The organism is Halomonas beimenensis (assembly GCF_002549795.1).
In the GTDB taxonomy this organism is placed as follows: Bacteria; Pseudomonadota; Gammaproteobacteria; order Pseudomonadales; family Halomonadaceae; genus Halomonas; species Halomonas beimenensis.
The window spans coordinates 2,663,738-2,688,559 of the sequence record NZ_CP021435.1; the positions used below are offsets into that span (position 1 = coordinate 2,663,738).

The 24,822-nt window shown below is 70.1% G+C and carries 27 protein-coding genes; 12 read left to right on the plus strand and 15 right to left on the minus strand.

Going from position 1 to position 24,822, the window contains the following annotated elements; all coding sequences use genetic code 11:
* Positions 1-45: 45 nt before the first annotated feature.
* Positions 46-1,485, minus strand: a complete 1,440-nt coding sequence (locus BEI_RS12460; RefSeq protein ID WP_097789819.1) for a TolC family outer membrane protein — start codon at positions 1,483-1,485, stop codon at positions 46-48.
* Positions 1,486-1,652: 167 nt separating this feature from the next.
* Here BEI_RS12460 and BEI_RS12465 point away from each other — a divergent pair, with 167 nt between their 5' ends.
* The 5 genes from BEI_RS12465 (at position 1,653) to BEI_RS12485 (ending at position 6,206) form a co-directional block, all read left to right on the plus strand.
* Positions 1,653-2,576, plus strand: a complete 924-nt coding sequence (locus tag BEI_RS12465; protein ID WP_097789820.1) for an alpha/beta fold hydrolase — start codon at positions 1,653-1,655, stop codon at positions 2,574-2,576.
* A gap of 153 nt (positions 2,577-2,729) precedes the next feature.
* The gene (locus tag BEI_RS12470) at positions 2,730-3,854 is read left to right on the plus strand and encodes an MlaE family ABC transporter permease (protein ID WP_097789821.1); all 1,125 of its coding nucleotides are present in this window, start codon (positions 2,730-2,732) and stop codon (positions 3,852-3,854) included.
* Positions 3,851-4,642: an ABC transporter ATP-binding protein gene (locus BEI_RS12475; RefSeq protein WP_097789822.1), complete on the plus strand. Its 792-nt coding sequence runs from the start codon at positions 3,851-3,853 to the stop codon at positions 4,640-4,642. The genes BEI_RS12470 and BEI_RS12475 overlap by 4 nt, the downstream gene beginning before the upstream one ends.
* Before the next feature lie 2 nt (positions 4,643-4,644).
* A complete protein-coding gene (locus tag BEI_RS12480; RefSeq protein ID WP_097789823.1) occupies positions 4,645-5,583 on the plus strand; it encodes an MlaD family protein in 939 nt (312 codons plus the stop codon).
* Positions 5,580-6,206 (plus strand): ABC-type transport auxiliary lipoprotein family protein, encoded by a 627-nt coding sequence (locus BEI_RS12485; RefSeq protein ID WP_097789824.1) that lies wholly within the window; start codon positions 5,580-5,582, stop codon positions 6,204-6,206. The genes BEI_RS12480 and BEI_RS12485 overlap by 4 nt, the downstream gene beginning before the upstream one ends.
* Here BEI_RS12485 and BEI_RS12490 read toward each other — a convergent pair whose 3' ends face one another.
* Positions 6,207-7,046: a fructosamine kinase family protein gene (locus tag BEI_RS12490; protein ID WP_097789825.1), complete on the minus strand. Its 840-nt coding sequence runs from the start codon at positions 7,044-7,046 to the stop codon at positions 6,207-6,209.
* A gap of 136 nt (positions 7,047-7,182) precedes the next feature.
* Positions 7,183-7,689 carry a fasciclin domain-containing protein gene (locus BEI_RS12495; protein WP_097789826.1) on the minus strand — a complete coding sequence of 169 codons (507 nt, stop codon included), beginning with the start codon at positions 7,687-7,689 and terminating at the stop codon, positions 7,183-7,185.
* 202 nt (positions 7,690-7,891) lie between these two features.
* Between BEI_RS12495 and BEI_RS12500 the strand changes: the two genes are divergently transcribed.
* A complete protein-coding gene (locus BEI_RS12500) occupies positions 7,892-8,203 on the plus strand; it encodes a YqfO family protein (RefSeq protein ID WP_097789827.1) in 312 nt (103 codons plus the stop codon).
* A 230-nt stretch (positions 8,204-8,433) separates the two neighbouring features.
* On the opposite strand, the gene BEI_RS12505 is transcribed toward BEI_RS12500, so the two are convergent.
* From BEI_RS12505 to BEI_RS12520, 4 genes are all read right to left on the minus strand, one after another.
* Positions 8,434-9,729 (minus strand): TRAP transporter large permease, encoded by a 1,296-nt coding sequence (locus BEI_RS12505; RefSeq protein ID WP_097789828.1) that lies wholly within the window; start codon positions 9,727-9,729, stop codon positions 8,434-8,436.
* On the minus strand, positions 9,729-10,250 hold the full coding sequence (locus BEI_RS12510; protein WP_097789829.1) for a TRAP transporter small permease: 522 nt from the start codon (positions 10,248-10,250) through the stop codon (positions 9,729-9,731). The genes BEI_RS12505 and BEI_RS12510 overlap by 1 nt, the downstream gene beginning before the upstream one ends.
* A gap of 68 nt (positions 10,251-10,318) precedes the next feature.
* Positions 10,319-11,335, minus strand: a complete 1,017-nt coding sequence (dctP, locus tag BEI_RS12515; RefSeq protein WP_097789830.1) for a TRAP transporter substrate-binding protein DctP — start codon at positions 11,333-11,335, stop codon at positions 10,319-10,321.
* A 351-nt stretch (positions 11,336-11,686) separates the two neighbouring features.
* Complete coding sequence (locus BEI_RS12520) at positions 11,687-12,244, minus strand: NUDIX hydrolase (RefSeq protein ID WP_097789831.1); 558 nt, start codon at positions 12,242-12,244, stop codon at positions 11,687-11,689.
* 93 nt (positions 12,245-12,337) lie between these two features.
* Here BEI_RS12520 and BEI_RS12525 point away from each other — a divergent pair, with 93 nt between their 5' ends.
* The 3 genes from BEI_RS12525 to BEI_RS12535 are packed head-to-tail and all read left to right on the plus strand — an operon-like array spanning position 12,338 to position 15,128.
* Positions 12,338-12,958, plus strand: coding sequence for a CoA pyrophosphatase (locus tag BEI_RS12525; RefSeq protein WP_097789832.1), 621 nt, complete (start codon positions 12,338-12,340; stop codon positions 12,956-12,958).
* Positions 12,955-13,605, plus strand: a complete 651-nt coding sequence (locus BEI_RS12530; protein ID WP_097789833.1) for a 2OG-Fe(II) oxygenase — start codon at positions 12,955-12,957, stop codon at positions 13,603-13,605. Before BEI_RS12525 ends, BEI_RS12530 begins: the two co-directional genes overlap by 4 nt.
* Entirely contained in the window at positions 13,605-15,128 is a 1,524-nt protein-coding gene (locus BEI_RS12535; RefSeq protein WP_097789834.1) for a PAS domain S-box protein, read from the plus strand. Before BEI_RS12530 ends, BEI_RS12535 begins: the two co-directional genes overlap by 1 nt.
* 7 nt (positions 15,129-15,135) lie before the next feature.
* On the opposite strand, the gene BEI_RS12540 is transcribed toward BEI_RS12535, so the two are convergent.
* Positions 15,136-16,926, minus strand: a complete 1,791-nt coding sequence (locus tag BEI_RS12540) for a PHA/PHB synthase family protein (protein WP_097789835.1) — start codon at positions 16,924-16,926, stop codon at positions 15,136-15,138.
* A gap of 251 nt (positions 16,927-17,177) precedes the next feature.
* Between BEI_RS12540 and BEI_RS12545 the strand changes: the two genes are divergently transcribed.
* Positions 17,178-17,816 carry a response regulator transcription factor gene (locus tag BEI_RS12545; protein ID WP_227644472.1) on the plus strand — a complete coding sequence of 213 codons (639 nt, stop codon included), beginning with the start codon at positions 17,178-17,180 and terminating at the stop codon, positions 17,814-17,816.
* Positions 17,817-17,819: 3 nt separating this feature from the next.
* On the opposite strand, the gene BEI_RS12550 is transcribed toward BEI_RS12545, so the two are convergent.
* Complete coding sequence (locus BEI_RS12550; RefSeq protein WP_097789837.1) at positions 17,820-18,629, minus strand: hypothetical protein; 810 nt, start codon at positions 18,627-18,629, stop codon at positions 17,820-17,822.
* Between the two features lie 15 nt (positions 18,630-18,644).
* Positions 18,645-19,610 carry an alpha/beta hydrolase gene (locus tag BEI_RS12555; RefSeq protein ID WP_097789838.1) on the minus strand — a complete coding sequence of 322 codons (966 nt, stop codon included), beginning with the start codon at positions 19,608-19,610 and terminating at the stop codon, positions 18,645-18,647.
* Between the two features lie 108 nt (positions 19,611-19,718).
* On the opposite strand from BEI_RS12555, the gene BEI_RS12560 reads away from it, so the two are divergent.
* Positions 19,719-20,204 (plus strand): nucleoside deaminase, encoded by a 486-nt coding sequence (locus BEI_RS12560; RefSeq protein ID WP_097789839.1) that lies wholly within the window; start codon positions 19,719-19,721, stop codon positions 20,202-20,204.
* 16 nt (positions 20,205-20,220) lie between these two features.
* On the opposite strand, the gene BEI_RS12565 is transcribed toward BEI_RS12560, so the two are convergent.
* From BEI_RS12565 to BEI_RS12585, 5 genes are all read right to left on the minus strand, one after another.
* Positions 20,221-20,835, minus strand: a complete 615-nt coding sequence (locus tag BEI_RS12565; protein ID WP_097789840.1) for an FMN-binding negative transcriptional regulator — start codon at positions 20,833-20,835, stop codon at positions 20,221-20,223.
* A gap of 3 nt (positions 20,836-20,838) precedes the next feature.
* The gene (locus tag BEI_RS12570; RefSeq protein WP_097789841.1) at positions 20,839-21,213 is read right to left on the minus strand and encodes a GNAT family N-acetyltransferase; all 375 of its coding nucleotides are present in this window, start codon (positions 21,211-21,213) and stop codon (positions 20,839-20,841) included.
* A 100-nt stretch (positions 21,214-21,313) separates the two neighbouring features.
* Entirely contained in the window at positions 21,314-22,159 is an 846-nt protein-coding gene (locus tag BEI_RS12575) for an MOSC domain-containing protein (RefSeq protein WP_097789842.1), read from the minus strand.
* Positions 22,160-22,211: 52 nt separating this feature from the next.
* Entirely contained in the window at positions 22,212-22,910 is a 699-nt protein-coding gene (locus BEI_RS12580) for an aspartate/glutamate racemase family protein (RefSeq protein WP_097789843.1), read from the minus strand.
* A gap of 91 nt (positions 22,911-23,001) precedes the next feature.
* On the minus strand, positions 23,002-23,721 hold the full coding sequence (locus tag BEI_RS12585) for an SDR family NAD(P)-dependent oxidoreductase (RefSeq protein ID WP_097789844.1): 720 nt from the start codon (positions 23,719-23,721) through the stop codon (positions 23,002-23,004).
* A gap of 167 nt (positions 23,722-23,888) precedes the next feature.
* Here BEI_RS12585 and BEI_RS12590 point away from each other — a divergent pair, with 167 nt between their 5' ends.
* Positions 23,889-24,797, plus strand: a complete 909-nt coding sequence (locus BEI_RS12590) for a DMT family transporter (protein ID WP_097789845.1) — start codon at positions 23,889-23,891, stop codon at positions 24,795-24,797.
* Positions 24,798-24,822 lie beyond the last annotated feature (25 nt).

The window sequence follows — 24,822 nt, forward strand, 5'->3', positions numbered from 1 at the left end:
CTGGCAGCCGCGCATGCGGGTATTCACCCATGCGGGTAAGAGGTGTCACTCCTCCGGCGACGGAGGCGCCCCGATCTCGAGGGCCGCGTCATAGGGGTCATCGGCGGCGGCACCCGGCAGCGTCAGCGACACGCTCCGACTCTCGTCGAGCCAACCGTCGAGGGTCTCGATGGCCTCGACGTCCAGCGTGCCCGCCTGCTGGCGCAGGGTGAGCAGATTGACCACATAGTCGAAGCGCGCCTCGGCATGGGCCGCCACGGCGTCATACAGGTTCTGCTCGGCGTTGAGCACGTCGACGATGTTGCGGGTTCCCACCTCGTATCCGGCACGGGTCGCATCCAGCGCACTCTGGTTGGAGACGATGGCCTGGGCCCGGGCCTCCACGGTGGCCACGTCGTTGCTGACCTGGGTGAACAGGGAACGCACCCGCTGGACGGTCTGCCGACGCTGGTCCTCGAAGTCGTACTGGCTGGCCTCCAGGGCGTAGGTGGACTGGCGGATGCCGGCACTGGTGCGGCCGCCGGTATAGAGCGGCAGGCTCACCCGGGCGCCGACCTGGCTGGCGGAGGTATGGCCCTCGACGCCATCCTGGTCGCTGTCGGCGTAGTCGTAGTTGGCGAAGGCCTCGACCACCGGCAGGCGCTGGGCCTGGGCGACATCGACACCGCTGCGCGATACCTCGACGCCGGCCCGGGTGGCCAGCACCAGGGGATTGCGCTCCATGGCCGTCTCCACCCAGTCGTCCCGGCGGGCCGGCTCGGGCGGGGTCACCGGCATGGCGTCCTGCAGGACCTCGATGCTCTCGTAGCGCTCCCCGGTGAGACGCTCGAGCGTCTCGAAGCTGACCTGGAGATTGCTCTCGGCGGCGATGCGCTCGGCCCGGGACTGGTCGAAGCGTGCCTGGGCCTCCTCCACCTCGGTGATGGCGATCAGCCCCACCTCGAACTGCTCCCGGGCCTGCTCCAGCTGCCGACCGATGGCCCGCTCCTGGGCGCGTCGCGCCTCCAGCACCTCATGGGCGCGCAGGATATCGAAGTAGGCCGAGGCCACGTCGATCAGCAACTGCTGCTCGGTGGCCGCCAGGCGATAGGTCTGCTGGTCGATCCGGCGCTCGGCCTGCTCGACCTCGGCGCTGTCGCGGGCATCATACAGCGCCTGGGTGGCTTCCAGGCTCAGGCCCGCGCTGTTGTAGCGATCGTCTCCCGACCCTGGCGTGAACCCCGATGTCTGGCGCTCGTACTGGCGGTTGTGGGCGACCTGCCCGGCGGCCGTCAACTGGGGCAGGAGGTCGCCCCGGGCGACGTCGCGGCCTGCTTCCACCCCGGCGGTCTCGGCACGGGCCGAGGCCAGTGCGGCGTTGTTCTCGAGGGCATCCCGGGTGATGGTCAGCAGGTCGGCCGCCTGGACCGGCCCGGCCATCAGGGCCGCCACCAGCAACGACAGGAGGGAGCGAGAGCCCACCTCCCCCGGACGATACGGCTTCATCGGCAAGTTCCTTCTGCGAATGTGACGATACATACATTGTCGCATGTTTGCGGTCTCGATCCATGGCCCATCATGCAACGATCAAGAAAACAGTCGGCCATCTCGGCAGACACCCCCGAATTGGCTACGCTGCATAGCAGCATAGTCTCGACCGAGGACGACCGCGCATGGACGAGCTCGACTGGGTGCGGGTCAGGGAGCTGGAGGTGGCGGTACGCATCTGGCACCCCGACGCCCCCCGCACTCTCGTGGCCTGGCATGGCCTGGCCCGCCACGGCGGCGATTTCGCCGCCTTCGCCCGAACCCTGGGGCCCGACTGGCGGGTGCTGGCCCCGGACACCCCGGGACGCGGCCTGTCCAGTTGGTCGCTCTACCCCGAGCACGACTACCTCTACGCCCATTACATGACCATAGCAGCCACGGTGCTCGATCACTTCGGCCTCGAGCGGGTCCCCTGGGTCGGCACCTCCATGGGGGGCCTGCTGCGCGTGCGGCTCGCCGCCGATCCCATCACCGCCGACCGCATCGATCGCCTGGTGCTCAACGACGTCGGCCCCGAGCTGGATCCGGACGGCCTCGCCGACCTGGCCGGCTACTTCGGGGTGCCCCATCGATTCTCGCGGTTCAGCGAGCTGGCCGCCGAACTGCGCCGCCACTATGCCGGATTCGGCATCGAGGACCAGGCGGCCTGGCGCCGCCTGGCCCTGGAGAGCGCGCGGCGGTTGCCTGACGGGAGCTGGACCTACCACTATGATCCCCGCATCGGCGAGCAATTCGTCCACGACACACCTCGTGACACCTGGGCGGACTGGCAGGCGATCCGCTGTCCGCTGATGGTGGTGCGCGGCGCCGACTCGCCGCTGCTGCGCGCCGAGACGATCGAGGCGATGCGTCGGGCCCAGCCCGAGCTGGTCAGCCTGGAGGCGCCGGGGTGCGGTCACGCCCCCATGCTCGACCGGCCCGAGCAGGTGTGGCCCATCGCCGACTTCCTCGGCCGCCCCCGCCACCGCCAGTTGCCGGGCACCGCCGAGGGAGCCCCGACCTGGTGGCAGCGCGGCCTGCGCTGGCTGAAGGGGGACGGCACGGGTTGAGCGGTTGCGCCGACCATCACCGCGCGCCTCCGATTCGGTGTGCTGGCCGCCCGTCCGGCGATCTCCCCGACACGACCGCTTGCCAGGGTCATACTATGTAGGCAGGCGTGCCGACCCCGTCGGCCACCATGACTCGCGCGAGATGCTCTCCCCATGAGCGATCCTGGCCACATCGATCAGCGGAACGGCCGCCTGTCCCAGGCTCGCGACTGGACCCTGGTGCACTACGCGACCCTGAAGCGCCAGGTCGAGCGCCTGGCGCTGGCCCGCGAGCCCTCTCCCGAAGGGATCGACCTCGCTCGGCTCGACGCCCTGGATACCGCCGGTGCCGTACTGCTGATGGAGCTGGTCGGCGCCGGGCCGCTCGCCGCGATCGACGACTGGGCGCCCGAGCTGCCGGCGACGCGCCGTGCCCTCCTGCGCACCCTGGGCGAGGCCATGGCCGACAACCAGCCGCCCGTTGTGCGCCCCGTCCGACCGCTGAGGGATGGCCTGGCCCGGACCGGCCAGCTCGTCGAGGGGCTCTGGCAGCAGCAGCGCCAGCTGCTCGGCTTCATCGGCCAGGTGCTCGTCACCCTCGCCGCCACCGCCTGGCGGCCGGCTCGCTGGCGCCTGACCTCGATGGTGGCCCAGGTGCACCAGACGGGACTCAACGCCCTGCCCATCGTCGCCCTGCTGACCTTCCTGGTGGGCGTCGTGGTGGCCTTTCTCGGTGCCACGGTGCTGCGGGATTTCGGCGCCACCATCTACACCGTCCACCTGGTCGCCTTCGCCTTCCTGCGCGAGTTCGGGGTGCTGCTGGCCGCGATCCTGCTCGCCGGTCGCACCGCCAGCGCCTTCACGGCCCAGCTCGGCGCCATGAAGGCCAACGAGGAACTCGACGCCGTGCGCACCCTCGGGCTCGACCCCGTCGAGCTGCTGGTGCTGCCGCGGGTGCTGGCGATGATGCTGGCCCTGCCGATCCTCACCTTCGTGGGCATGCTCAGCGGCATCCTCGGCGGCGCCCTGGTCTGCCTGCTCGCCCTGGATATCTCCCTCACCCAGTTCCTGGCCATCCTGCAGCGCGATATCCCCCTCGACCACTTCCTGGTGGGACTCGCCAAGGCACCGCCGTTCGCCTTCCTGGTCGCGGTGATCGGCTGCCTGGAGGGCTTCAAGGTCAGCGGCAGCGCCCAGTCCGTGGGCGAGCACACCACCTCCAGCGTGGTGCAGTCGATCTTCGTGGTGATCCTGCTGGATGCGGTGGCGGCGCTTTTCTTCATGGAGATGGGCTGGTGAATGCAACACGAGAACCGCTGATCCGGATCCGCGGGCTGACCAACCGCTTCGGCGAGCATCGCGTCCACGAGGACCTCGATCTCGATCTCTATCCGGGCGAGATCCTCGGCGTGGTCGGCGGCTCGGGCACCGGCAAGTCCGTCCTGCTGCGCAGCATCGTCGGCCTGAAGCGCCCCAGCACCGGGGGCATCGAGGTCTTCGGCCAGGACCTCCGGCGCCTCCCCGCGCCGGCGCGCTCCCGGGTGGAGCGCCGCTTCGGGGTGCTCTTCCAGCGCGGCGCGCTGTTCACCTCGCTGACGGTGCAGGAGAACGTCGCCCTGCCGCTGATCGAGCACCTCGGGCTCCCCCGCCCCGACGCCGAGACACTGGCCCGGGCCAAGCTGGCCCTCGCCGGCCTGCCCGGGAAGGCCGCGATCCAGTACCCCGCCGAGCTGTCCGGTGGCATGATCAAGCGAGCCGCCCTGGCCCGCGCCCTGGCCCTGGACCCGGAGGTGCTGTTCCTGGACGAACCGACCGCCGGCCTGGACCCGATCGCCGCGGCGGCCTTCGACCGCCTGATCCTGACCCTGCGCGACGCCCTCGGCCTGAGCGTCTTCCTGGTCACCCACGACCTGGACACCCTCCATACCGCCTGCGACCGGGTGGCGGTGCTGTCGCGAGGCCGGGTCCTGGTCGCCGATCGCCTCGACGTCGTCGCGGCCACCGACGATGACTGGATCCAGGCCTATTTCCATGGCCCCCGCGGCCGCGCCGCCCGGCGGGCGGCCCACCCGGTGGAGGAGCCCTGACGATGGAACCCCGCGCCCACCATGTGCTGATCGGGCTGTTCACGGTGATCACCCTGGGCAGCGCGCTGCTCTTCGCCCTCTGGCTCGGCAAGTCCAGCGTCGACCGCGACTATGCCTGGTACGAGATTCGCTTCAATCGCGCCGTCAGCGGGCTCTCCGAGGGCAATGCGGTGCAGTACAGCGGCATCGAGGTCGGGGACGTGGTCCGGCTGCGCCTCGATCCCCGGGATCCGCGGCAGGTGCGGGCCCTGATCCGCGTCTACGGCGACGTCCCGATCAAGCAGGACACCCGGGCCAGCCTGGCGCTGGCCAACATCACCGGTACCATGAACGTCCAGCTCTCCGGCGGCACCCCCCAGAGCCCCCGCCTGCAGGGCGATCGCGACGACCCGCCGCTGATCCAGGCCGAGCCCTCGCCGCTGAGCTCGCTGCTCGCCAACAGCGAGGAGCTGTTCGCCCGGGTCAGCCGGCTGCTGGTCAACGCCAACCGGCTGCTCTCCGAGGAGAACGCCGCGCGCCTGACGCGCACCCTGGGCAACCTGGAGCGCCTCTCGCAGTCGCTGGTCGACCAGCGCGCTACCCTCGGCGAGACCCTGGTGCGCGTCGGGCGAGCCGGCGAGCGGCTGGAGGCGTCCCTCGAGAGCGTCCGCCGCCTGGGCGAGCGCGCCGAGGGGCTGCTGGACGGGGAGGCTCGCGCGACCCTGCAGAGCGCCCGACGCGCCATGCAGTCGCTGGAAGCCGCTACCGCCCGGCTGGATCGCCTGACCGCCCGACACGAGGGGGCCCTGGGCCGGGGCCTGCAGGGCGTGGGCGAGCTCGACCCGGCCCTGCGCGAACTGCACGCCACGCTTCGCGCCCTGAACCGGCTGGTGCGACGCCTCGAGTACGATCCGGCCGGGATCCTGCGGGGCCGTGACGACATCCGGGAGTTCAGGCCATGAGCCGGCGTCTCGGGCCTCGATTCATCCTGGCAACACCGGCCCTGCTGATGGCCGTGATGCTGACGGGCTGCGGCCTGTTGCCCGAGCGCGAGCCGGTGCGCCTCTTCGCGCTGCCCGTGCCCTCCCTGTCGGCGTCCGCCGAAACCGCCGGCGACCTGACCCTGCGGGTCGATACGCCGAGCGCCGGGGCCCCGCTGGATGGGCCCCGCCTGCTGGTCATGCCCTCCCCCGGGGAGTTCCAGGCCTATGCCGGGGCCCGCTGGCGTGACGATGCGCCGCGGTTGCTGCGCGACCACCTGGTCGAGGCCTTCCGCCTCGACGGGCGCCTGGCCGCCGTGGTGGACGATGCCAGCCGGGCGCGCGCCGACGCCACCCTGGCGAGCCACCTGGGGGCGTTCCACAGCCGCTACCGCGGGGGGAACCCCGAGGTGGTGCTGCGTCTGGATGTCCAGCTGCTCGACGAGGCCAGCCGCGAGGTGCTGGCCAGCCACCGTGTCGAGGCGGTGGTACCCAGCGATGACGACGGCCTCGATGCGGTGGTCGAGGCCTTCGGTCACGCCGCGGACCGGCTGGCCGCCGAACTGGTCGACTGGACGCTGTCGCGGATGGCGGCGACGCGGTGATCAGGCGCCTTCCAGTCGCGCTACCGTCCGCTCGACGGCACCACGATAGCTCCCACCGAACAGCAACAGGTGGTTGAGCAGCGGGTAGAGCTGGAAGAGCGCCTCGCGCCGCGGCCAGTCATCCGGCCGCCGACCGTCCCAGTAGGCCTCGAGGAAGGCCGGCGACGGTGCCCCGAAGAGCGTCAGCATCGCCAGGTCCACCTCCGGGTAATGCCGGTAGACGGCGGGGTCGATCAGCGCCGGGCCCCGCGGCGTATGGAGCACGTTACCCGACCAGAGGTCGCCATGGACCAGGCAGGCCGGCGCGTCCGGCAGCCAGGTCTCGAGGTCATGAGCCACGTCCTCCAAGCGCTCGCGCAGGCGGTGATCCAGCAGCCCCTTGGCGTGGCAGGCCCGGGCCAGCGGCAGCAGCCGACGCTCGCGCTGGAAGGCCCGGCCGTCGGCCAGCGGCCCGTTGGGCTGGGGCGTGGCGCCGCAGGCGTTGTCCCGGGGCCAGCCATGCGGCTCGCCGGTCGGCGCATGCAGCTCGGCCAGGCCCTCCGCCAGGGCAACCTCCGAGGCCGGCGTGGGCGGCGTCGTCTCCAGGGCCTCCATCACCAGCCAGCCGCGGTCCTGCCCCCAGACCTCGGGCACCACCAGGCGGGTCCCCGCCTCGTCCAGCGCGCGCAGCCCTTCCGCCTCGCCGGCCAGTCGGGCAGGAGCGTCGCGCTTGACCACCGCCTCGCCGCGATCGGTGGCCAGGCGGTAGACCGCGGCGATGCCGCCGCCGGACAGCGCCGTCGGCTCCCCGAGCGGGCGGATGCCGCAACGTCGCAACAGCGCATCGAGTTCGTCCGGCATGATGCTCTCTCCCTCCTTCATCGGGATGGAGACTCGCCGCTGCGCCGCCGCTTGTCAAAGACACAAAAAGGCCGCCCCGGGAGGGGCGGCAAGGACGGGGTTGCACGAGACAACCGCGTGGGGGGATGGACAGGTGTCACTCGGGCATCAGGACGCTGTCGATGACGTGGATGACACCGTTGCTGGCCTCGATGTCGGCCTGGATGACGGTGGCGTCGTCGATCATCACCTGGCCGTCCATGGTGGTGATGGTCAGGTCCTGGCCCTGGACGGTGGTGGCACTGTCGGCGGCCATGGCGTCCTCGGCCATGATCTTGCCGGGCACCACGTGGTAGGTCAGCACGGCGCGCAGGGTGTCCTGGTTCTCGGGCATGAGCAGATCCTCCACGGTGCCCTCGGGCAGGGCGGCGAAGGCCTCGTCGGTGGGCGCGAACACGGTGAAGGGACCCTCGCCCTTGAGGGTTTCCACCAGGTCGGCGGCCTGCACGGCGGCGACCAGGGTCTCGAACTGGCCGGCTTCCACGGCGGTATCGACGATGTCGGCTTTCATGCCGTGCTGGTCGGCCTGCACGGCGCCTGCCAGCGTAAGGCCCACCAGGCCGGTACCGATCCACTTGGGTGCTGCGGTGATGAAGGCATTCATGGTGATTCGCTCCTCTGGGGAAACGCGAGCGGGTGGCGCTCGACCTAGCGGAGAGGCGCCGCCGCCTCTGCCTGTACAGACAATAGGCTCTGTACAGCTATTGGACAAGTATTTTTTTCTCGGCCCGGCCCTCGAGACGGCTGACGCCGGCCAAGGTCCTGTGGCACAACGGGATCTCGACACCAGCGGAGAGGAAAGGCCCATGTACAAGCTTGCTTTCTTCGTCCCCGTGGAGGACGCCGAGGCCGTCAAGGAGGCCGTCTTCGCCACGGGCGCGGGACGGATCGGCGACTACGAGGCCTGCTGCTTCCAGACGCCGGGCACCGGCCAGTTCCGCCCCCTGGCGGGTGCCGACCCGCATATCGGGCGGGTCGGCGACCTGGAGCGGGTCGAGGAGCTCAAGGTGGAGCTGGTCTGCGAGGATGGCCTGATCCAGCAGGCGCTGGCGGCACTGAAGGAGGCCCACCCCTACGAGGAGCCTGCCTACGACGTCTGGCGGCTGGCGGACCTGTAACGGACGACGCCACGGGCCTTGGGCCCGTGGCGTCGAGTCGAATGGCGTACCCGGTGAGCCCCCTGCCCGGAGCTCCGGGTACGCCGGGGGACGAGCAGATTCATGTCATGAGCGAAGAGAGGTTGGCCGTCGCCGAAGCGCAGCAACCGGAGTTGACACCCCAGTCAATGAGGCTTGCGATCATCGCCGGCGGCCAAGATATCGAGCGCAGTAATGAATCCGTGTGTGCCCTAGATGAAGCCCAGCAGGCGCGGCAGGAACAGCGACAGCTCGGGCACGAAGGTGGTGATCAGCATCACCGGGATGCCCACGAAGGCGATCAGCCGCAGGGCCGGCGAGAAGGTCTTGTGGATCGACACTCGACCGATCCGGCAGGCCATGTAGAGGATCGGCGCCACCGGCGGGCTGTTCGCGCCGATCACCACCGAGCAGGCGACGATGGCGCCGAAGTGCACCGGATGGACGCCGGTATCGACCATCAAGGGCAGGAACAGCGGCGCCACCACCACCGTCACCGAGACGTCGTCGAGGATGGCCCCGGCCAGCACCAGGAAGAGGTTCACCGCGATCAGGATCAGCAGCGGGTTCTGGATCAGGGTGGTGATCAGCTCGGTGAGGTCCTGGGGCACCCGCTCGAAGGCCAGGATGCGGCCGATCATGAAGGAGAACAGCAGGATCAGGATGATCGAGCCGGTGGTCTCCGAGGCGGCGATCACGCTGCGCGTGAAGTGCCGGAAGGACTGGTCGCGGTAGACCAGAAAGCCGATGACGATGGCCGCGAAGGCCGCCACCGCCGCCGCCTCGGTAGGGGTGAAGACCCCGCCGTAGATGCCGCCGAGGATGATGAAGGGCAGGCTCAGCGCCGGCAGCGCCCGCCAGGTCGCCCGGGCCTTGGACGGAGCCTGGCCGGCCGGATGCGTCGCACCGGCCACCTCCTGGAAGAGCCGGCCGGCGGCCAGTCGGTTGGCCAGGATCAGCCCCAGGATCAGCAGCAGCGCCGGCCCCACCGTGGCCGCGAACAGCGCCGCCACCGACTGGCGGGTCACCACCGCGAAGAGGATCATGGTGATCGACGGCGGGATCAGGATGCCCAGCAGCGAGGAGATGCCGAGCAGCGCCGAGGAATAGCCGCGGGGATAGCCGCGCTGCTCCAGCGGACCGATCATGATGGTGCCGATGGAGGCCACCGCCGCGGTGGCGGTGCCGGCGATGGCGCCAAACACGCCGGAGGCCAGCACCATGGAGGCGCCCATGCCCCCGCGCCGCTTGCCGACCAGGGTCTCGATGAAGGTCACCAGGCGGCTGGCGATGCCGCCGCTCTGCATCAGGTAGCCGGTGAGCACGAACAACGGCAGGGCGATCAGGATCACCGAGTCCACCGAGCGGAAGCCCTGCATCATCAGGGTATCGAGGTTGGCGTCATAGGCCATGGCCAGGTAGGCCAGCACGCCGGCGAAGGACCAGGCGATGGGCACGCCCAGCCCCATGAGCACCAGCAGCAACAGGATCGCGAACAAGCCTTCCATCAGGATTCCTCCCCGCTCAGGGTGTAGCGGGCGCCGCGCAGGTCGGCGATCCCCTGCCAGATGTCCCGCAGCGCGTAGCAGAAGCAGCCGACGCTGGCGACCATGATGGCCGCCTGGGAGACCCACAGCGGGATCGATAGCTCCGGGGTGTGCTGGGGACGCTGCACGCCCCAAGCCAGCATGCGCTGGGCCCAGTAGACGAAGCAGGCGCTGATCACGGCGACGATCACCGCCACCAGCGTCCGGTGCAGCGCCTTGACCCGGGCGTCGCGCAGCTGCAGCTCGAGGAAGTCCACCACCAGGTGCTCCCGGCGTCGGCTGGCGATCAGCGCCCCGGTCATGTAGAGCCACATGCCGGCGAGCATGACCAGCTCGAGAGTGCCGACCAGCGACCAGCCGAAGACGTAGCGGGCCAGGATCAGGAAGAGCATCAGCCCCACGACGAGCAGGCTCGCCACGAAGGCGATGGCGTTGAGCAGCCAGCCGACCTTCTCGTCCAGGGCCTTGAGGAAGGGTTGCATGGGTGGGCCCTCGCAACGGGGGCGCCGGCCCGGGAAGCGGGCCGGCGCCGGGGTTCAGGGGTGCAGCGTCACAGCGGGGTGGCGTTGGCGCGGATGGTGTCCATGATCTCGCTGCCCAGCTCCTCCTCCATGAGCGGCCAGACCTGCTCGCGGGCGCGGCGGGCGAAGTCGTGGAGGGTCTCCTCGGGCAGGGCGAAGTACTCCATGCCGTCTTCCTGGGCCTTGGCGATGTAGTGCTCGTCACGCTCGCGGGCGTCGACGAACTGCTGCTCCATGACCGCCTGGGCCGCCTCGCTGACCACCTGCTGGTGTTCCTCGCTCAGCCGCTCGTAGCTGTCCATGTTCATGGTCAGGATGCCGGTCATGAAGAAGTGCTTGGTGTGGACGTAGTAGTCGAGGGTGTCGCGGAAATACTCGTAGGGCCAGTAGATGACGTTGCCCGCCTCGCCGTCGACCACGCCGGTCTGCAGGGCGGTGTAGACCTCGCCCCAGTCGATGGCAGCGGTCTGGTAGCCCAGGGCCTGCATGGTCTGCGGCGCCGGGAAGACGGTCATGGTGCGCACGGCCAGCCCCTCGGCGTCCTCGACGTTGAGGGCGTACTGACCCCGGGAGGCCACCCCGTTGAAGCCTTCCGGCCAGGGGCCGAAGAACTTCAGCCCGATGTCGGCGAAGATGTCGCCGAGCAGCTCGTTGACCCAGCCACCCGGGCTGTAGGCCTCGATGGCCTCGTCCCAGGACAGCGTCATGTAGGGGGTGTAGATGACCCCGATGCGCTTGTCGTAGGACGTCATCGGCCAGCTGAGCATCATGTCGATGCCGCCGGCTACCAGCAGGTCGAAGACCTCCTGCTGCCCGCCCAGTTCGTTCTGGTAGTAGACCTCGACCTCGAGCTCGCCATTCGACTTCTCCTCGATCAGCCGGCTCCATTCATCGAGGGTATCGCCGGCCGGAGAGCCCTGGGTGCCCGAGTCGGTGGCCAGGCGCAGGGTGGTGGCGGCCTGGGCGGCACCCGCGCCGAACAGCAAGGCCCCGGTGGCGAGGGCGGCGACGGAGGTACGGACGAGAGTCTTCTTGTAGTGGGACATGATGGACGCTCTGCGGGATGGCTGGGTTGGAGCAGTCCTTTTATCGGTGCCTCCCGGGCGGGTCAATGGACCAGGGTTACAAGCCGTAACAGTGGATATTTTTTAATTCTGCAATCTATCTAGCAAATTCCACTAGACAATAATACCCAAGACAGCACTCATCACCAGGATGTGACTGGAATACCACAACCCATCACCTCCCCCCCTTCGCCAGCATGTCGCAAGTGCAGCATCCTCGCGTCGTTTTCAGATAGCGCGAAGCCGGCAAGCCCCCGGGTACCGGGGTCCCGCCCCATGTCGCAGGTGCAGCAACGCAGGCCGCAACGGGAAAGGCAAAGGCTGACGGAGGGGTCAGGCGGAGCCGAAGTAACGCTCGCGATCCTCCGGCGTGATGTCGCTGACGTGCAGGGGATAGTCGCCGCCGGGACGATCGGCGAAGAAGTGGCGCAGGGTACGCTCGATGGTGGGGAAGGCCAGCTCGTCCCAGGGAATCTCGTGCTCCTCGAAGAGCGCCACCTCCAGGCTCTCCGGGCCGGCCTCAAAGCCGCCCTCCAGGTCGGCGAGGAAGATCATGTAGACCTGGTCGATGTGCGGCAGGTTGATCAGGGTGTAGAGGCCGTGCAGGCGCACCTCGGCACCGGCCTCCTCGCGGGTCTCCCGGGCGGCCGCCTCCAGGGTGGTCTCGGCGTTCTCCATGAAGCCCGCCGGCAGGGTCCAGTAGCCCTTGCGCGGCGAGATGGCGCGGCGGCACAGCAGGATGCGGGAGCCGGATACCGGCAGGGTGCCGGCGACGATGCGCGGATTCTGGTAGTGGATGGTGCCGCAGGCCTCGCAGAGGAAGCGCGGCCGATCGTCGCCCTCGGGAATCGCGAAGCGGACCGGCTGACCACAATGGCTGCAGAAGTTCATGGCGCTCCCTGGCAGGCTGGGGAAGGGGTCGGGTCCGGGCTTGACGCCGCTCATGGCGACTGGGTAAAAGGGTTCAAACCCGACGGAATCACCATGTTAGAGAATCTTCGCGAGCGCCTGCAAGCGCATGCTCCGCGGCGCCTGCGGCTCGACCTGCCGCAGGCCGCGGTGCTCCTGCCCCTGGTGGCACGCCCCGTGCCGACGCTGCTGTTCACCCGCCGCGCCACCCATCTCTCCACCCACGGCGGCCAGGTGGCCTTCCCCGGCGGCAAGCGGGAGGATCAGGATCCCGACCTGCTGGCCACGGCCCTGCGCGAGTCCGAGGAGGAGATCGGCCTGCCCCCCGCCCGGGTGGAGGTCCTCGGCCGACTGTCGGACGTGATCTCCCTGCACGGCCTGAAGGTCACGCCCTACGTGGGCCTGATTCCCCCGGGGCTGCCGCTGGTCCCGGACCGGCGCGAGCTGGACGCCATCTTCGAGGTGCCGCTGGCGGACTTCCTGGCCGACCGCCGCACCCACACCGACGTGATCCGCGTCGAGGGCCGCGACTACTATGTGCCGAGCTACCGGCATGACGGTCACGTCATCTGGGGGCTGTCGTCGATGATGCTGGTGGAGCTGCTGGCGGAGGGCTTCGGCATGCCCATCAGCTTGTTCCGGCGGCCCGAGGGCGAACTCCACTTCCACCCCGAACGCTCAAGGTACGTCGAATGAACGCTTCCCTGCTGCCCGAGGCCCGCCTGGCCGAGCTGGTCGATGCCCTGGTGGAGCAGGGCTGGTACCTGGGCGAGGGCTTCCTGCCCGAATCGCTCCACGCCCCGCTGCTCGCCGAGCTCGAGGAGATGGCCGAACGCCGGGCCCTGGAGGCGGCGGGCATCGGCCGCGGCACCGAGCGCCACCTGCGTCGCGACATCCGCGGCGACGCCATCCGCTGGCTGGACCGGGAGAGCCTGGCCCAGCGACGCTACCTGGAGGCCATGGGCGATCTGCAGCAGACCCTGAACCAGGCGCTGTTCCTGGGCCTGTTCGAGTACGAGGCGCATTTCGCCCAATACCCCGCCGGCGCCTTCTATCGCCGCCACCTGGACAGCTTCCGGGGCCGCGCCAATCGGGTCATCTCCACCGTGGGCTACCTCAACCCCGACTGGCCCGAGGACGGCGGCGGCGAGATGGTGATCTTCGCCCCCGACGATGCCGACCGCGAGGTCGCCCGGGTGCGCCCCGAAGCCGGCACCTTCGTCTGCTTCCTCTCCGACCGGGTGCCCCACGAGGTGTTGCCGACCCGTCGTCCCCGGGCCAGCATCGCCGGCTGGTTCCGGCGCAACGCCTCGCTGGGCGGCTTGGTGGATCCGGCCCACTGATGGCGGACGCACGGACGCGCCTGGCGGCGCTGGAGGCGGAGACCGCCGAACTCCGGGCTCGCTGCGAGCGGCTGGCCGAGGAGCGGGATCACTATCGCTGGCTGACCGAGCGCACCACCGACCTGATCTCCCGTCACGCCCGGGACGGCACCTTCCTCTATGCGTCGCCGGCCGCCCGGGAGCTGATCGGCTACGCACCGGCCGAGCTGATCGGGGTCTCGGCCTACGACCTCTTCCACCCGGACGACCTCGCCGACCTGCTCAACAAGTCGCCGCGCGTCTACCACCGGGACGGCTTCTACCAGCACACCTACCGCTTCCGGGCCCGGGACGGCCACTACGTCTGGTTCGAGACCACCAGCCGCACCCGACGCGATCCCGCCACCGGCGAGCTGATCGACATCCTCTGCGTCTCCCGGGACGTGACCCGGCGGATCCAGGCCGAGGCCAACCGCGAGCGACTGGCCCGAGTCGTGGCCTCCACCACCGACTACGTGCTCTTCGCCGACGCCGCCGGCCGCGTCTTCTACCTCAACGAGGCGGCCCGCCGGGGACTGGCCCTCCCCCCGGCCGACGTCGGCCTGGCCGACGCCTACACCGAGGCGTCGCTGGCCATCCTGAACGACGAGATCGGGCCCGCCGTGACCCGCGACGGCAGCTGGAGCGGCGAGCTCGCCATGCGCGGCCCCGAGGGCCCGATTCCGGTGCTCTGCGTGGCCCTGGCCGATGAGGCGCCCGGCGGCGAACCCGGCCGGCTATCCCTGCTCAACCGCGACATCGGCCTGCGCAAGGCCGCCGAGGCCCAGGCCCGGCGCCACCAGGAACAGATCGCCCACGCCAACCGGCTGGCCACCACCGGCGAGCTGGCCTCCAACATCGCCCACGAGCTCAACCAGCCCCTCGGCGCCATCGCCAACTACGCCAGCGGCGCCCTGATGCGGCTCGAGGCGGCCCCGGAGGCACCGGCACGCGACCTGGCCCTGCCGCTGACCCGCATCAACGAGCAGGTGGCGGGGCTGGCCGAACGACTGCGCCACATCCGTGCCTATGTGCGACGGGGCCAGACCCGCTGCCGTCCCCTGGCCTTCGCGACGGCGGTGGACGGCGCCCTGCGACTGTGCGACTGGCAGTTCCGGCAGGCCGGGGTGGCCCTGGAGCCGGCCCTGCCCGACGACTTGCCGCGGGTGCAGGCCGATCCCATCGCCCTGGAGCAGGTCCTGGTCAACCTGCTGCTCAACGCCCTGGAGGCGAGCCGCGACCATCCCGGCGCCGATCGCGTCCGTGTCTGCGCGGAGCGAATCACGCCACGGGAACTGGTGTTCCGGGTCCAGGACCGGGGACCGGGGATCTCCGAGGCGATGAAGCCCGACCTCTTCACCCCCTTCTACACGTCCAAGCCCGAGGGCCTGGGCATGGGGCTGGCCATCGCGCACTCGCTGATGGAGGCCATGGGCGGCCGCCTGAGCCTGGAGGATGCCGGCTCCGGCGCCTGCTTCGCCGGCACCCTGCGCCTCGCCGACTGACCGCGCCTCAGGGCATGGCCACGTAACGGCCGGGGGCCTCCCCCAGGGGCGGGTAGCGTTCGCCGCCCATCGGCGGGGGCGCCACCTCCCCGGAGGAACGTTCGGTCAGCCAGTCGTGCCAGGCCGGCCACCAGGAGCCCTCGTGGGTCGTCGCCGTCTGTTGCCAGCGATCCGGGTCGAGATAGTGATCGCTGGCCTTCAGGGTATGCTGCCGGTAGTGCCGTCCCGGGTGGCCGGGTTCGCTGATGATGCCGGCGTTGTGGCCGCCATTGGTCAGCAGGAAGGTCACCTCGTCGGCATCGGCGAGCAGGTGGATCTTGTACACCGAGCGCCAGGGCGCCACGTGATCGCCGGTGGTGGCCACGGCGCAGATCGGCACCCGGATGTCGCTGATCGCCACCGGGTGGCCGCCCACCACATAGCGGCCACTGGCCAGGTCGTTGTCGAGGAACAGCCGACGCAGGTACTCCGAATGCATGCGATAGGGCAGGCGGGTGAGATCGGCGTTCCAGGCCATCAGGGCGTTCATCGACTGGCGCCGGCCGAGCAGGTACTCGTGCACCACCCGCGACCAGATCAGGTCGTTGGAACGCAGGATCTGGAAGGCGCCGGCCATCTGGTAGCCGTCCAGGTAGCCCTGGTCCCACATCATGCTCTCCAGGTAGGCGACCTGACTTTCGCCGATGAACAGCATCAGCTCCCCGGCCTCGGTGAAGTCCACCTGGGTGGCCAGGGTGGTGAGGCTGGCGAGGCGGTCGTCGCCGTCCCGGGCCATGGCCGCCGCGGCGATCGACATCAGGGTCCCGCCCAGGCAGTAGCCCACGCCGTGCACCCGCCCGCAGCCGGTGATCTCGCCGATCACGTCGAGGGCGGCCATGGGCCCCAGCCGGCGGTAGTCCGCCATGCCCAGGTCGCGGTCCTCCGAGTCCGGGTTGCGCCAGGAGATCATGAAGACCGTGTGACCCTGCGCGACCAGGTACTCGACCAGGGAGGCGCCGGGCTGCAGGTCGAGGACGTAGTACTTCATGATCCAGGCCGGCACGATCAGCACCGGCTCGGCCTGGACCCGTCGGGTGGCGGGAGCGTACTGGATCAGCTCCATCAGGTGATTGCGGTACACCACCTTGCCCGGGGTGGTGGCGAGCTCGCGTCCCACGCGGAAGCCCTCCGCCCCTACCGGGGGCTTGCCGGACATCGCCCGCTCCCAATCCTCGACCAGGTTATGCCAGCCCTGAACCAGGTTCTGGCCACCGGTGGCCAGGGTCACGGCGGCGACTTCCGGGTTCGTCCACGGCAGGTTGGACGGGGACCAGCGATCCAGCCACTGGCGCACCACGAAGTTGATCGCCTGCTCTCTCGGCGCCGGCAGGCCGGGGACCTCGGTGGTGGCGTTGTGCCACCACTGCTGCGTCAGCAGGAACGACTGGTACATCAGGTTGTAGGGCCACTGCTGCCAGGCGGCACTGCGGAAGCGGCGATCCTGCACCATGGGTTCGATGCAGGGTTCGCAGGCGGGATCGGTGGCCAGGCGCTGCACGTAGCGGGCCATCCGCGCGGTCTTGCGGGCGGCCTTCTCGCCGAGCTCGAGCTGCTTGCCCGGCGCCAGCGCCAGATGCATCAGCCACTCGCCATAGAGGCTGGCGAGTCCCGCCGGCGAGATGCCTGCGGTCCAGCGCGCCAGGCTGGCATTGAAGGCACGATCCAGCGTCTCGGCCGCCCGGGCGCCGGGTTCGGGGCGCTCCGTCCCGGTCGGCTCGCCCGCACCGGCGTCGCCCGTCTCGTGGGGGAACTGCCGCATCGTCTCTCCTCCCTGTCGCCTCGGCGGTCGCCGCTCGCGGCCGCCTCCCACAGGCTAGCAGCCTGTCGGACTTAACGCTGATCTACTGCGAATCCCGGTCTTTCGGCCAACTTGATACGAAATCCGTGATTCTCGTGATGATCGGTCAAACCCGACAGGCTGCTACGGCTCGCCGCCGGAGCACGTGGTCGAGGAGGCCCCCAGGCGGTACACTGCGCCTGCATCCCGCTAGCCATCGCCGGAGCCTCCGTGTGACCGAGTCCCCTCGAGCGCCTGCCCGCATCGCCGTCGTCGACGACAACGCGGCCCTGCGCGAATCCCTGTCCTGGCTGCTCGAATCCGTGGGCCTGACCCCCCTGCCCTACCCCGACGGCGAGGCCTTCCTGGATGCCGGGCCCGAGGCCCACGACCTGGTGTTGCTCGACGTGCGGATGCCCGGCCTCTCCGGCCTGCAGGTTCAGCAGCGCCTGGTCGAGCGCGGGGATACCTCGCCGGTCATCTTCATGACCGGCCACGGGGACGTGCCCATGGCGGTCACCGCCCTCAAGGCCGGGGCCTTCGACTTCGTCGAGAAACCCTTCAACCATCAGCAGCTCATCGACCTGGTCCAGCAAGCGCTGGCCGAGCACGGTCGTCGCCGCCGGGAGCGCGAGCGTCTCGACGCCCTTCGCGAGCGGTTCGATGCCCTGAGGCCCAAAGAACGCGAGATCCTGGTGCTGGTCGCCGAGGGCCTGACCAGCCGGGCGATCGCCGATCGGCTGGACATCAGCGCCAAGACGGTGGAGATCTACCGGCTGCGCGCCATGAAGGCACTGGGGGCCGCCAACCTGGCGGAACTGGTGCGCATGGTCACCGCCCTCGGGCTGGTGCCGCCCCTGCCGGACGCCTGAGCCCTACCCCTGCTCGATGCGCGGGTCCCCCGGGAGGTAATGACCGGTGGCCAGCCGATAGGCTTCGGAGGTGCGCCGCCCCGGCACGCCGTCGACGGCGACGAACAGGCTCGGGAAGCTGTTCAGCCAGCGCTGCAGGGCCTCCACCCGGGCCACGGTCTCGGCCTTCGTGGAACGACGCATGGCATAGCGCGGCACCAGAGGCTTGAGGGGGCCCCGCGCCGGGCGCTCGGGGAAGGCCACCTCGCCGAGCTCGGCCAGGCGGCGCAGGATCACCGCCGCCCCGGCCTGACGGGAGACGGCGGTGTCGGACCAGCGGCCGTCGGCCACGTACTTCCCCCGGTCGTAGTGAGTCGAGAAACTCCACAGGTAGGGCGACAGCACCTCCGGGTGGAAGCGCCGATAGCCCCAGCCATTGTAGCGCTCGAGCTGATAGAGCAGCCCCGCGAGGCTCCAGTCGGGATGTCGATTGAGGCGCTTCATGGCCAACGCGTCCACAGCGCTGTCTTCCCAGGTGAAGGGAGGGGAGCCGCGTCGAGGACGACCGGCCGGGACATGCACGGTGCGCGCGGTGAGGGGATCGCCGTTGTGCAGGTGGCAGCCGAAGTCGCCTCCGGATTCCATCTGATGGACCAGCCCCACGAAGACCCAGGGCACGCCCTGACGCTCGCCGACCTGGCGGTAGCGTTCGCGGTGCTCCAGCAGCCGGTCGGCGGCCTGCTCCACGCTGCGGCTTCGCTCGGGGCGGATGTGGCAGGTCTCGAAGAGACGCTCGTATTCCTCGCGCAGGACCGGAGTCAGGTTGATGCTCATGGGCACTCCTCGGGCTCAGCCCTCCCTGAGAATGGTCAATCGTCGAGTCTCGTCCTCGGCGAACACGCGCCCCGCCATCAGGGCGGCGAACAGATGCCGAAAGACCACGCCGGGCTCGGCGGGGCTCAGGCCGACGTGGAAGTCGGCATGCTCCCGCCGGAGATCGTGGCGCCGCCCGACGTCGTCGCAATCCACGGCGATGACATGCCGCGGCACCCGGCCCATGTCGGCCGGGCCGCGATGTCCGAGCCGGCACGCGGCGACCTGGTGGACGCCACCGGAGGTGAGCCCCGGATCCTCGGCGGCGAAGTAGACGGTGACCTGGCGGGCGACATGACCGATATCCTCACCGATGCCGCCGGCCTCCAGTGCGGTGTCCTCGAGGTCGGCGGCGACCAGGAAGACATGCCGGAACAGCATCGGCACGCCCCGGGGCAGGTGATGGACCCGCCAGCGGTGGAGGCTCTCGGCGAGCACACGGGCGCCAAGGCCATGGGCGAGCAGACTCAGCGGCTTGGGGAGGTGCCCCCCGGCGCCCGTGCCGTCGTCGGCGAGGCGCCGGTACAGCAACCGCTGCAGGGCGCGAGCGAAGGCGAACCCGCTGAGATCCGCCGAGGCCCGATCGTCCCAGTCCTCGTGCACGACGCCGCGATCCCCGTCACAGGGCCAGATCCAGGGCACCACCCGCACCTCGTCCGGCTCCTGGGCCTCGCACAGCGCCTGCAGGGACTCGGCCAGCGGAAAGACGTCTTCGGGCAGCCGATGCCCGCCATGGACATAGAAGAGCACCTGGCGATGCTTCTCCTCGGCGACCCGGTCGAGGAAGCGTCGGCTGCCGAGTTCCTCGTAGACATCGCGGCCCAGGCGCTCGCAGAAGAACACCGAGTTGCCGGCGGCGTTGTCGGCGAGATCGAAATCGAAGTTCCGATGGATTCTCGTCTTGATGCTCTGGCGGGGACACCGGTTGGTGATGAAGAGCATGGGGCGCCACCTCGCTTGAGCCGGCTCGACCGATGCCCTTGAAGCTAGCACAGCCCGGCCGGGGAGCCATTACACTCCAGGTAACAGGCCCCTGACGGAGAACCGCCCATGATCCGCGACGACGACACGAAATTCCTGGAACATTGCCTGACCCTCGCCGAGGAGGCCCTGGTCGCCGGCGACGAACCCTTCGGCTCGATCCTGGTCTCGGCCGATGGCGAGGTCCTCTACGAGGACCGCAACCGCGTCGCCGCCGGCGACGCCACCCGGCATCCGGAATTCGCCATCGCCCGCTGGGCCGCCGAGCACCTGAGCCCGGAGGCGCGCGCCGCCGCCACCGTCTACACCTCCGGGGAGCACTGTCCGATGTGTGCCGCCGCCCATGGCTGGGTGGGACTGGGGCGCATCGTCTATGCCAGCTCGTCCGAACAGCTCGGCCGCTGGCTGGCCGAGTTGGGGGTCGAACCGCCGCCGGTGGCGCCGTTGCCGATCCAGCAGGTCGTGCCCGGCGCCCGGGTGGAAGGCCCCGTCGAGGGGCTCGACGAGCGCGTCCATGCGTTGCACAAGCGCCTGCACGGCGCCGAGAGTCGATGAGGGCCCGGGCAGGGGCCTACTCGCCTGTGCCGATCCCGGTGGCCCGCATGTAGTCGGCCAGGCGCCGCGCCTCGGGGTCGGGGGACTCGGCGAGGGCGGCATGGACACCGCGCTGATCCTCCGGGCGGCGATGCTGGCCCAGCTTGTGCTTGCCCTCGAGCGCGGTAAGCTCGATCCGGAACCCCACCACCGCCGCGAGCAGGCGGGTCTCGAAGTCCGGGGGCAGGCGCTCGCGATCCTCGAGCAAGGCAGGCTCGTGCACCGCCACCAGCTCACGCACCGCCTCGCGGGTGCCGGCCTCGTCCAGCCGCCTTGCCCGGCCTCGGGCATGCACCACGGCGTAGTTCCAGGTCGGCACCGCCGGCGCCCTGTCGTACCAGGAAGGCGAGACGTAGGCGTGCGGCCCCGCGAACACCACCAGCGCCTCGGCGCCCTCCAGGGCCTGCCAGTGGGGATTGGCCCGGGCGACGTGACCATAGAGCCGCCCCAGCTCGCCCTCCTCCCGGCGCAGCACGAAGGGCAGATGAGTGGCCTCGAGGTCCGGGGTCACCAGCACCCCGAAGGAATGGGCGTCGATGAAGGCCTGCACCTCGGCGAGGTCGGCCATGCGCAGATGATCGGGGATGTGCATCGTTCACGGTTCCTTGTGGGGCGTCCGGCATTCCATGCCGACCAGCGGCGGGTCATGCATGACTTCGACGAAGCCGTGGCGTCGATAGAACCGGATGGCCGGGCTGTCGGCGAAGACCCTGAGACGCAGCGCCCGTGCCCCCTTCTCCCGGGCCAGCGCCCCGGCCCGCTCGAGCGCCCGGCTCCCCAGGCCCTGGCCGCGCCGCCCGACCACCACCTGCAGGTCCTGCAGATAGCACCGGTCCTCGCCATGATGGAGCCGCAGGTAGCCGACCGGCTCTCCGGCGAGCCACAGCAGGAGGTTCTCTCCGGCGGCCCAGTGGGCGGCGAAGGCGGCCGGGTCCCAGGCGAGGCCATGCCGACGATAGTCCTGGCCCATGTTGGCCCGCACCAGTTCGGCGGCCCAGTCCCGGTCCAGGAGGCCGGCCGGCTCGAGCCGCAGGGACGCATCTTCACGGTAAGGGGTACCACCCAGGGGCTTAGCGGCGGGTGGCGGTCAGCCGGTCGCCGACGGCGAGGGTCGCCCCCTCGCCGTCCAGCAGGATGGCGTTCTGACCGAAGAAGGCGCCCCGCCAGCCCGGCTGGGTGTCCATCTCCACCAACGTCCTGAGGGGCTCCTTGGGCACCGGAGCGTCGCCAGTGCATTGATCCTGGGTGATGATCTTGCAGCGCTTGCAGGGCTTGCGCAGGCCCAGGCGGAGGCCAGTCTCGCCGGTCAGCGCGTCCCAGTCGACCTCGGCGAAGGGCTCGGCGCCGTCCACCACGAGGTTGGGGCGGAAGCGGGACATGGGCACGGCCTCCAGTCCCTTGGCGGCGAGTCGGTCGTTGAGCGCCGACAGCGAGGCCTCGCTGGCCACCAGGAAGGGATAGCCGTCGGGGAAGGCGGTATGGGCCCGCTCCCCGACCTGGAGATGATCGGTCTCGACCTCGCGGCGACGATCCCCCGGGAAACGCACCAGCCGCAGGCCGCCACCGCGATAGCGGCCCAGCACCTCGGTGAGCCAGCCCGCTGCCGCCTCGCCCTCGTCCAGGGCCTGGCAAACGTCCTTCCAGACGCGCACCGTGAGGCGCGGCCGGACGTCGCCGGCGAGGGGCACCTCCAGCGGGGCGGCCTGAGGGTGCTCAAGCACCAGGGCTTGCTCGGTGAGACGCACCGCCACCCGGGCCATGGCCGGCAGCTCGCGCTGGGTGACGAAACGCAAGTCGTCGTCGACGACCATCCAGTGGCGGTCGAAGGCCAGCCCGCGGGGGGTGAGGGCCGCCGCCTCGAGGGCAACGCCCTGCAGCGACTTGACCGGGTAGACGTTGAGCTGAGTGATGCGCATCCCTGCCTCCCTGGCGTTGGTGGATACCGCTACTCTATCAATCCCGGAACGCTTATGCCTCGGCGAGGGCGGCGGCCACCGCGGCCGCCGCATGCAGGGCCGTGGTGTCGTAGAGGGGGACCGGGGTATCGGCCTGCTCGACCAGCAGCGCGATCTCGGTGCAGCCGAGGATCACCGCCTCGGCGCCGCGCTCCTGCAGGGCGTCGATGATCGCGAGGAATTCGGTCCTGGATGCGGCCTCGATGCGCCCCTGGCAGAGCTCCTCGTAGATGACCCGGTGCACCACCTCCCGCTCGTCCGGCTCGGGCACCAGCACCTCGATACCGAAGCCTTCAGTGAGCCGTGTCTTGTAGAAGGCCTGCTCCATGGTGAAGCGCGTGCCCAGCAGGCCAACCCGGCGCATGCCGTCCTCGCGCAACCTCTCGGCGGTGGCATCGGCGATGTGCAACAGCGGGATGTCGATGGCCGCCTCGACCTGCGGTGCCACCCTGTGCATCGTGTTGGTGGCAATCAGCAGCAGGTCCGCCCCCGCCGCCTGCACGCGCCGGGCCGCCTCGGCGAGCCGCTCGCCCGCCTCGTCCCAGCGGTCCTCGCGCTGCAGCGCCTCGATCTCCGCGAAGTCGACGCTGACCATCGCCACTCGGGCCGAATGCAGCCCGTCCAGCGCCTCCTTCACGCCCTCGTTCAGGGCGCGGTAGTAGCTCTCCGTGGATTCCCAGCTCATGCCGCCGAGCAGGCCGATGGTCTTCATGGTCACCTCCGTGTGGTTATGCGTCCTTGCCGATGGCCTCACCTCTCGACGATGACACGCACCCGGCCTCGAGGGAACCGCCGGGCTCGCGTCAGCCGGTGCCCCCGGGCCGATAGGGCGAGCGCTGCGGCCGCACCGTCAGCTCGGTCACACAGGCCTGGGGCGAGAGAGCCAGCGCCATGGCCACCGTCTCGGCGATATCAGCCACCCGGATCATCTTCGCCGGATCCAGCCGGTCCGAGGCGGTGAGCCGGGAGTGGACGAAGCCGGGATGGATCAGGGTGACGCCGACCCCGCTCTCGCGTACCTCCTCGAACAGTGCCTTGGCGAAGCCCTCCAGGCCATGGCGCGCGGCGCAATGGGCGGCCATGCGCGCCACCCCCATCTTGGCGTACATGCCGCAGACGAACAGATAGGCGCCCTGGGTGGCCTGCAGCGAGGCCAGGGTGTGCGCCGCCAGTTGCATGGGCGCATGCAGCGCGGTGGCCAGGGTACGCTCCCACTCGGCGATCGCTTCGGGGCCGGTCGCGACGGAGCGCCCGCCGCCGGCGGACCAGATCACCGCCTGGAGCGGCCCCGCCTCACGGGCCCAGGCCGCCAGCGCCGCCACCTGACTCATGTCGTCGAGCTCCGCCTCGAAGGTTTGCCCCTCGCCGCCCGCCTGGCGCACGGCCTCAAGAGTCTCGTTCAGGGCCATCGACCGGCGCCCCTGCGCCAGGATGTGCCAGCCGTCGGCGGCGAGGCGACCGGCGATGCCTCGGCCGATTCCCCCGCTCGCCCCCACGATCAATGCCCGCTTGCCCATGTTCATGCCCCCTCGTGATCTCCCGGGCGAGTCGCCAGCCCGGGATGGCAGGAATCGCCCGCTGCCATCAGCATAGTGCCGGAGACGGGGAAGGCAGGGTTTCAAGCGCCCGGCCAAGCCATTAACATGCTTATTTTTTGCCACTTCCAACGTCGCCTCGAAGGGAAGCGCCCATGACCCCGGCCGATAGCCTCCGCCTGATCCTGCTCTCCTCGCTGTGGGGCATGTCCTTCATCTTCATGCGGGTGGCGGTGCCGGAATTCGGTCCGGTGCCGCTGATCCTGGTGCGCATGGGCGTCGGCGCCCTGCTGATGGTGCCGCTGCTGCTGGGCCCGACCTACCTGCGACTGGCCTGGGAGAACCTGGGCCGGCTGACCCTGCTCGGGCTGGTCAACCACGTGCTGCCCTTCTCGCTGCTGGCCCTGGCCACCACTCGCCTGGAGGCGGGCTTCACCTCGCTGATCAATGCCACCACGCCGCTGTTCACCGCCCTGCTCGGCGCGCTGTTCTTCGCCACCCCGGTACGGCGACGCCAGTACCTGGGGCTGGCGCTGGCCTTCCTCGGCGTCTACGTGCTGTCCGCGGACCGGCTGGACTTCGCCCTGGGCGGCGACGGCTGGTTCATCCTGGCGGTCCTAGGTGCCACCTTCTGCTACGGCATCGCCGGCAACTACTCCAAGACCCGTCTGTCCCATCTGCCGGTACGGGTGCTGGCGGCGGGCAGCTGCGCGATGTCGGCGGTGGTGCTGCTGATCCCGGGGCTGTGGCTGTGGCCGGAGGCCGCCATCAGCTGGCAGGGCTGGGCCAACGGCCTGGGCCTGGCGGTGTTCAGCACCACCCTGGGCTTCCTGCTGTTCTTCGGGCTGATCGCCAGCGCCGGGGCCACGGCCACCTCCACCGTCACCTTCCTGGTCCCGGTGAGCGCCCTGCTGTGGGGCTATGTGCTGCTGGGCGAGACGCTCAGCCTGCAGATCGTCGCCGGCATGGCCATCACCCTGACCGGCACGGCGATCACCACCGGGGTATGGCGACGGCCCCGGACGGCAGCCGTCGGCCGCAGGGAGCCGCGCCGCCTAGACTGAGGCCGAGGCCCACCGTTTCCCAGGA

Excerpts from the sequence above, each read along its gene's own strand:
- BEI_RS12550 (WP_097789837.1), bottom strand. The coding sequence starts at position 18,629 with ATGAGCATCAACCTGACTCCGGTCCTGCGCGAGGAATACGAGCGTCTC.
- BEI_RS12535 (WP_097789834.1), top strand. The coding sequence starts at position 13,605 with ATGGCGGACGCACGGACGCGCCTGGCGGCGCTGGAGGCGGAGACCGCC.
- BEI_RS12525 (WP_097789832.1), top strand. The coding sequence starts at position 12,338 with ATGTTAGAGAATCTTCGCGAGCGCCTGCAAGCGCATGCTCCGCGGCGC.
- BEI_RS12570 (WP_097789841.1), bottom strand. The coding sequence starts at position 21,213 with ATGGGCCAGGACTATCGTCGGCATGGCCTCGCCTGGGACCCGGCCGCC.
- BEI_RS12520 (WP_097789831.1), bottom strand. The coding sequence starts at position 12,244 with ATGAACTTCTGCAGCCATTGTGGTCAGCCGGTCCGCTTCGCGATTCCC.
- BEI_RS12560 (WP_097789839.1), top strand. The coding sequence starts at position 19,719 with ATGATCCGCGACGACGACACGAAATTCCTGGAACATTGCCTGACCCTC.
- BEI_RS12505 (WP_097789828.1), bottom strand. The coding sequence starts at position 9,729 with ATGGAAGGCTTGTTCGCGATCCTGTTGCTGCTGGTGCTCATGGGGCTG.
- dctP (WP_097789830.1), bottom strand. The coding sequence starts at position 11,335 with ATGTCCCACTACAAGAAGACTCTCGTCCGTACCTCCGTCGCCGCCCTC.
- BEI_RS12575 (WP_097789842.1), bottom strand. The coding sequence starts at position 22,159 with ATGCGCATCACTCAGCTCAACGTCTACCCGGTCAAGTCGCTGCAGGGC.
- BEI_RS12555 (WP_097789838.1), bottom strand. The coding sequence starts at position 19,610 with ATGCTCTTCATCACCAACCGGTGTCCCCGCCAGAGCATCAAGACGAGA.
- BEI_RS12510 (WP_097789829.1), bottom strand. The coding sequence starts at position 10,250 with ATGCAACCCTTCCTCAAGGCCCTGGACGAGAAGGTCGGCTGGCTGCTC.
- BEI_RS12460 (WP_097789819.1), bottom strand. The coding sequence starts at position 1,485 with ATGAAGCCGTATCGTCCGGGGGAGGTGGGCTCTCGCTCCCTCCTGTCG.
- BEI_RS12590 (WP_097789845.1), top strand. The coding sequence starts at position 23,889 with ATGACCCCGGCCGATAGCCTCCGCCTGATCCTGCTCTCCTCGCTGTGG.
- BEI_RS12500 (WP_097789827.1), top strand. The coding sequence starts at position 7,892 with ATGTACAAGCTTGCTTTCTTCGTCCCCGTGGAGGACGCCGAGGCCGTC.
- BEI_RS12580 (WP_097789843.1), bottom strand. The coding sequence starts at position 22,910 with ATGAAGACCATCGGCCTGCTCGGCGGCATGAGCTGGGAATCCACGGAG.
- BEI_RS12465 (WP_097789820.1), top strand. The coding sequence starts at position 1,653 with ATGGACGAGCTCGACTGGGTGCGGGTCAGGGAGCTGGAGGTGGCGGTA.
- BEI_RS12530 (WP_097789833.1), top strand. The coding sequence starts at position 12,955 with ATGAACGCTTCCCTGCTGCCCGAGGCCCGCCTGGCCGAGCTGGTCGAT.
- BEI_RS12480 (WP_097789823.1), top strand. The coding sequence starts at position 4,645 with ATGGAACCCCGCGCCCACCATGTGCTGATCGGGCTGTTCACGGTGATC.
- BEI_RS12495 (WP_097789826.1), bottom strand. The coding sequence starts at position 7,689 with ATGAATGCCTTCATCACCGCAGCACCCAAGTGGATCGGTACCGGCCTG.
- BEI_RS12585 (WP_097789844.1), bottom strand. The coding sequence starts at position 23,721 with ATGAACATGGGCAAGCGGGCATTGATCGTGGGGGCGAGCGGGGGAATC.
- BEI_RS12490 (WP_097789825.1), bottom strand. The coding sequence starts at position 7,046 with ATGCCGGACGAACTCGATGCGCTGTTGCGACGTTGCGGCATCCGCCCG.
- BEI_RS12470 (WP_097789821.1), top strand. The coding sequence starts at position 2,730 with ATGAGCGATCCTGGCCACATCGATCAGCGGAACGGCCGCCTGTCCCAG.
- BEI_RS12540 (WP_097789835.1), bottom strand. The coding sequence starts at position 16,926 with ATGCGGCAGTTCCCCCACGAGACGGGCGACGCCGGTGCGGGCGAGCCG.
- BEI_RS12565 (WP_097789840.1), bottom strand. The coding sequence starts at position 20,835 with ATGCACATCCCCGATCATCTGCGCATGGCCGACCTCGCCGAGGTGCAG.
- BEI_RS12485 (WP_097789824.1), top strand. The coding sequence starts at position 5,580 with ATGAGCCGGCGTCTCGGGCCTCGATTCATCCTGGCAACACCGGCCCTG.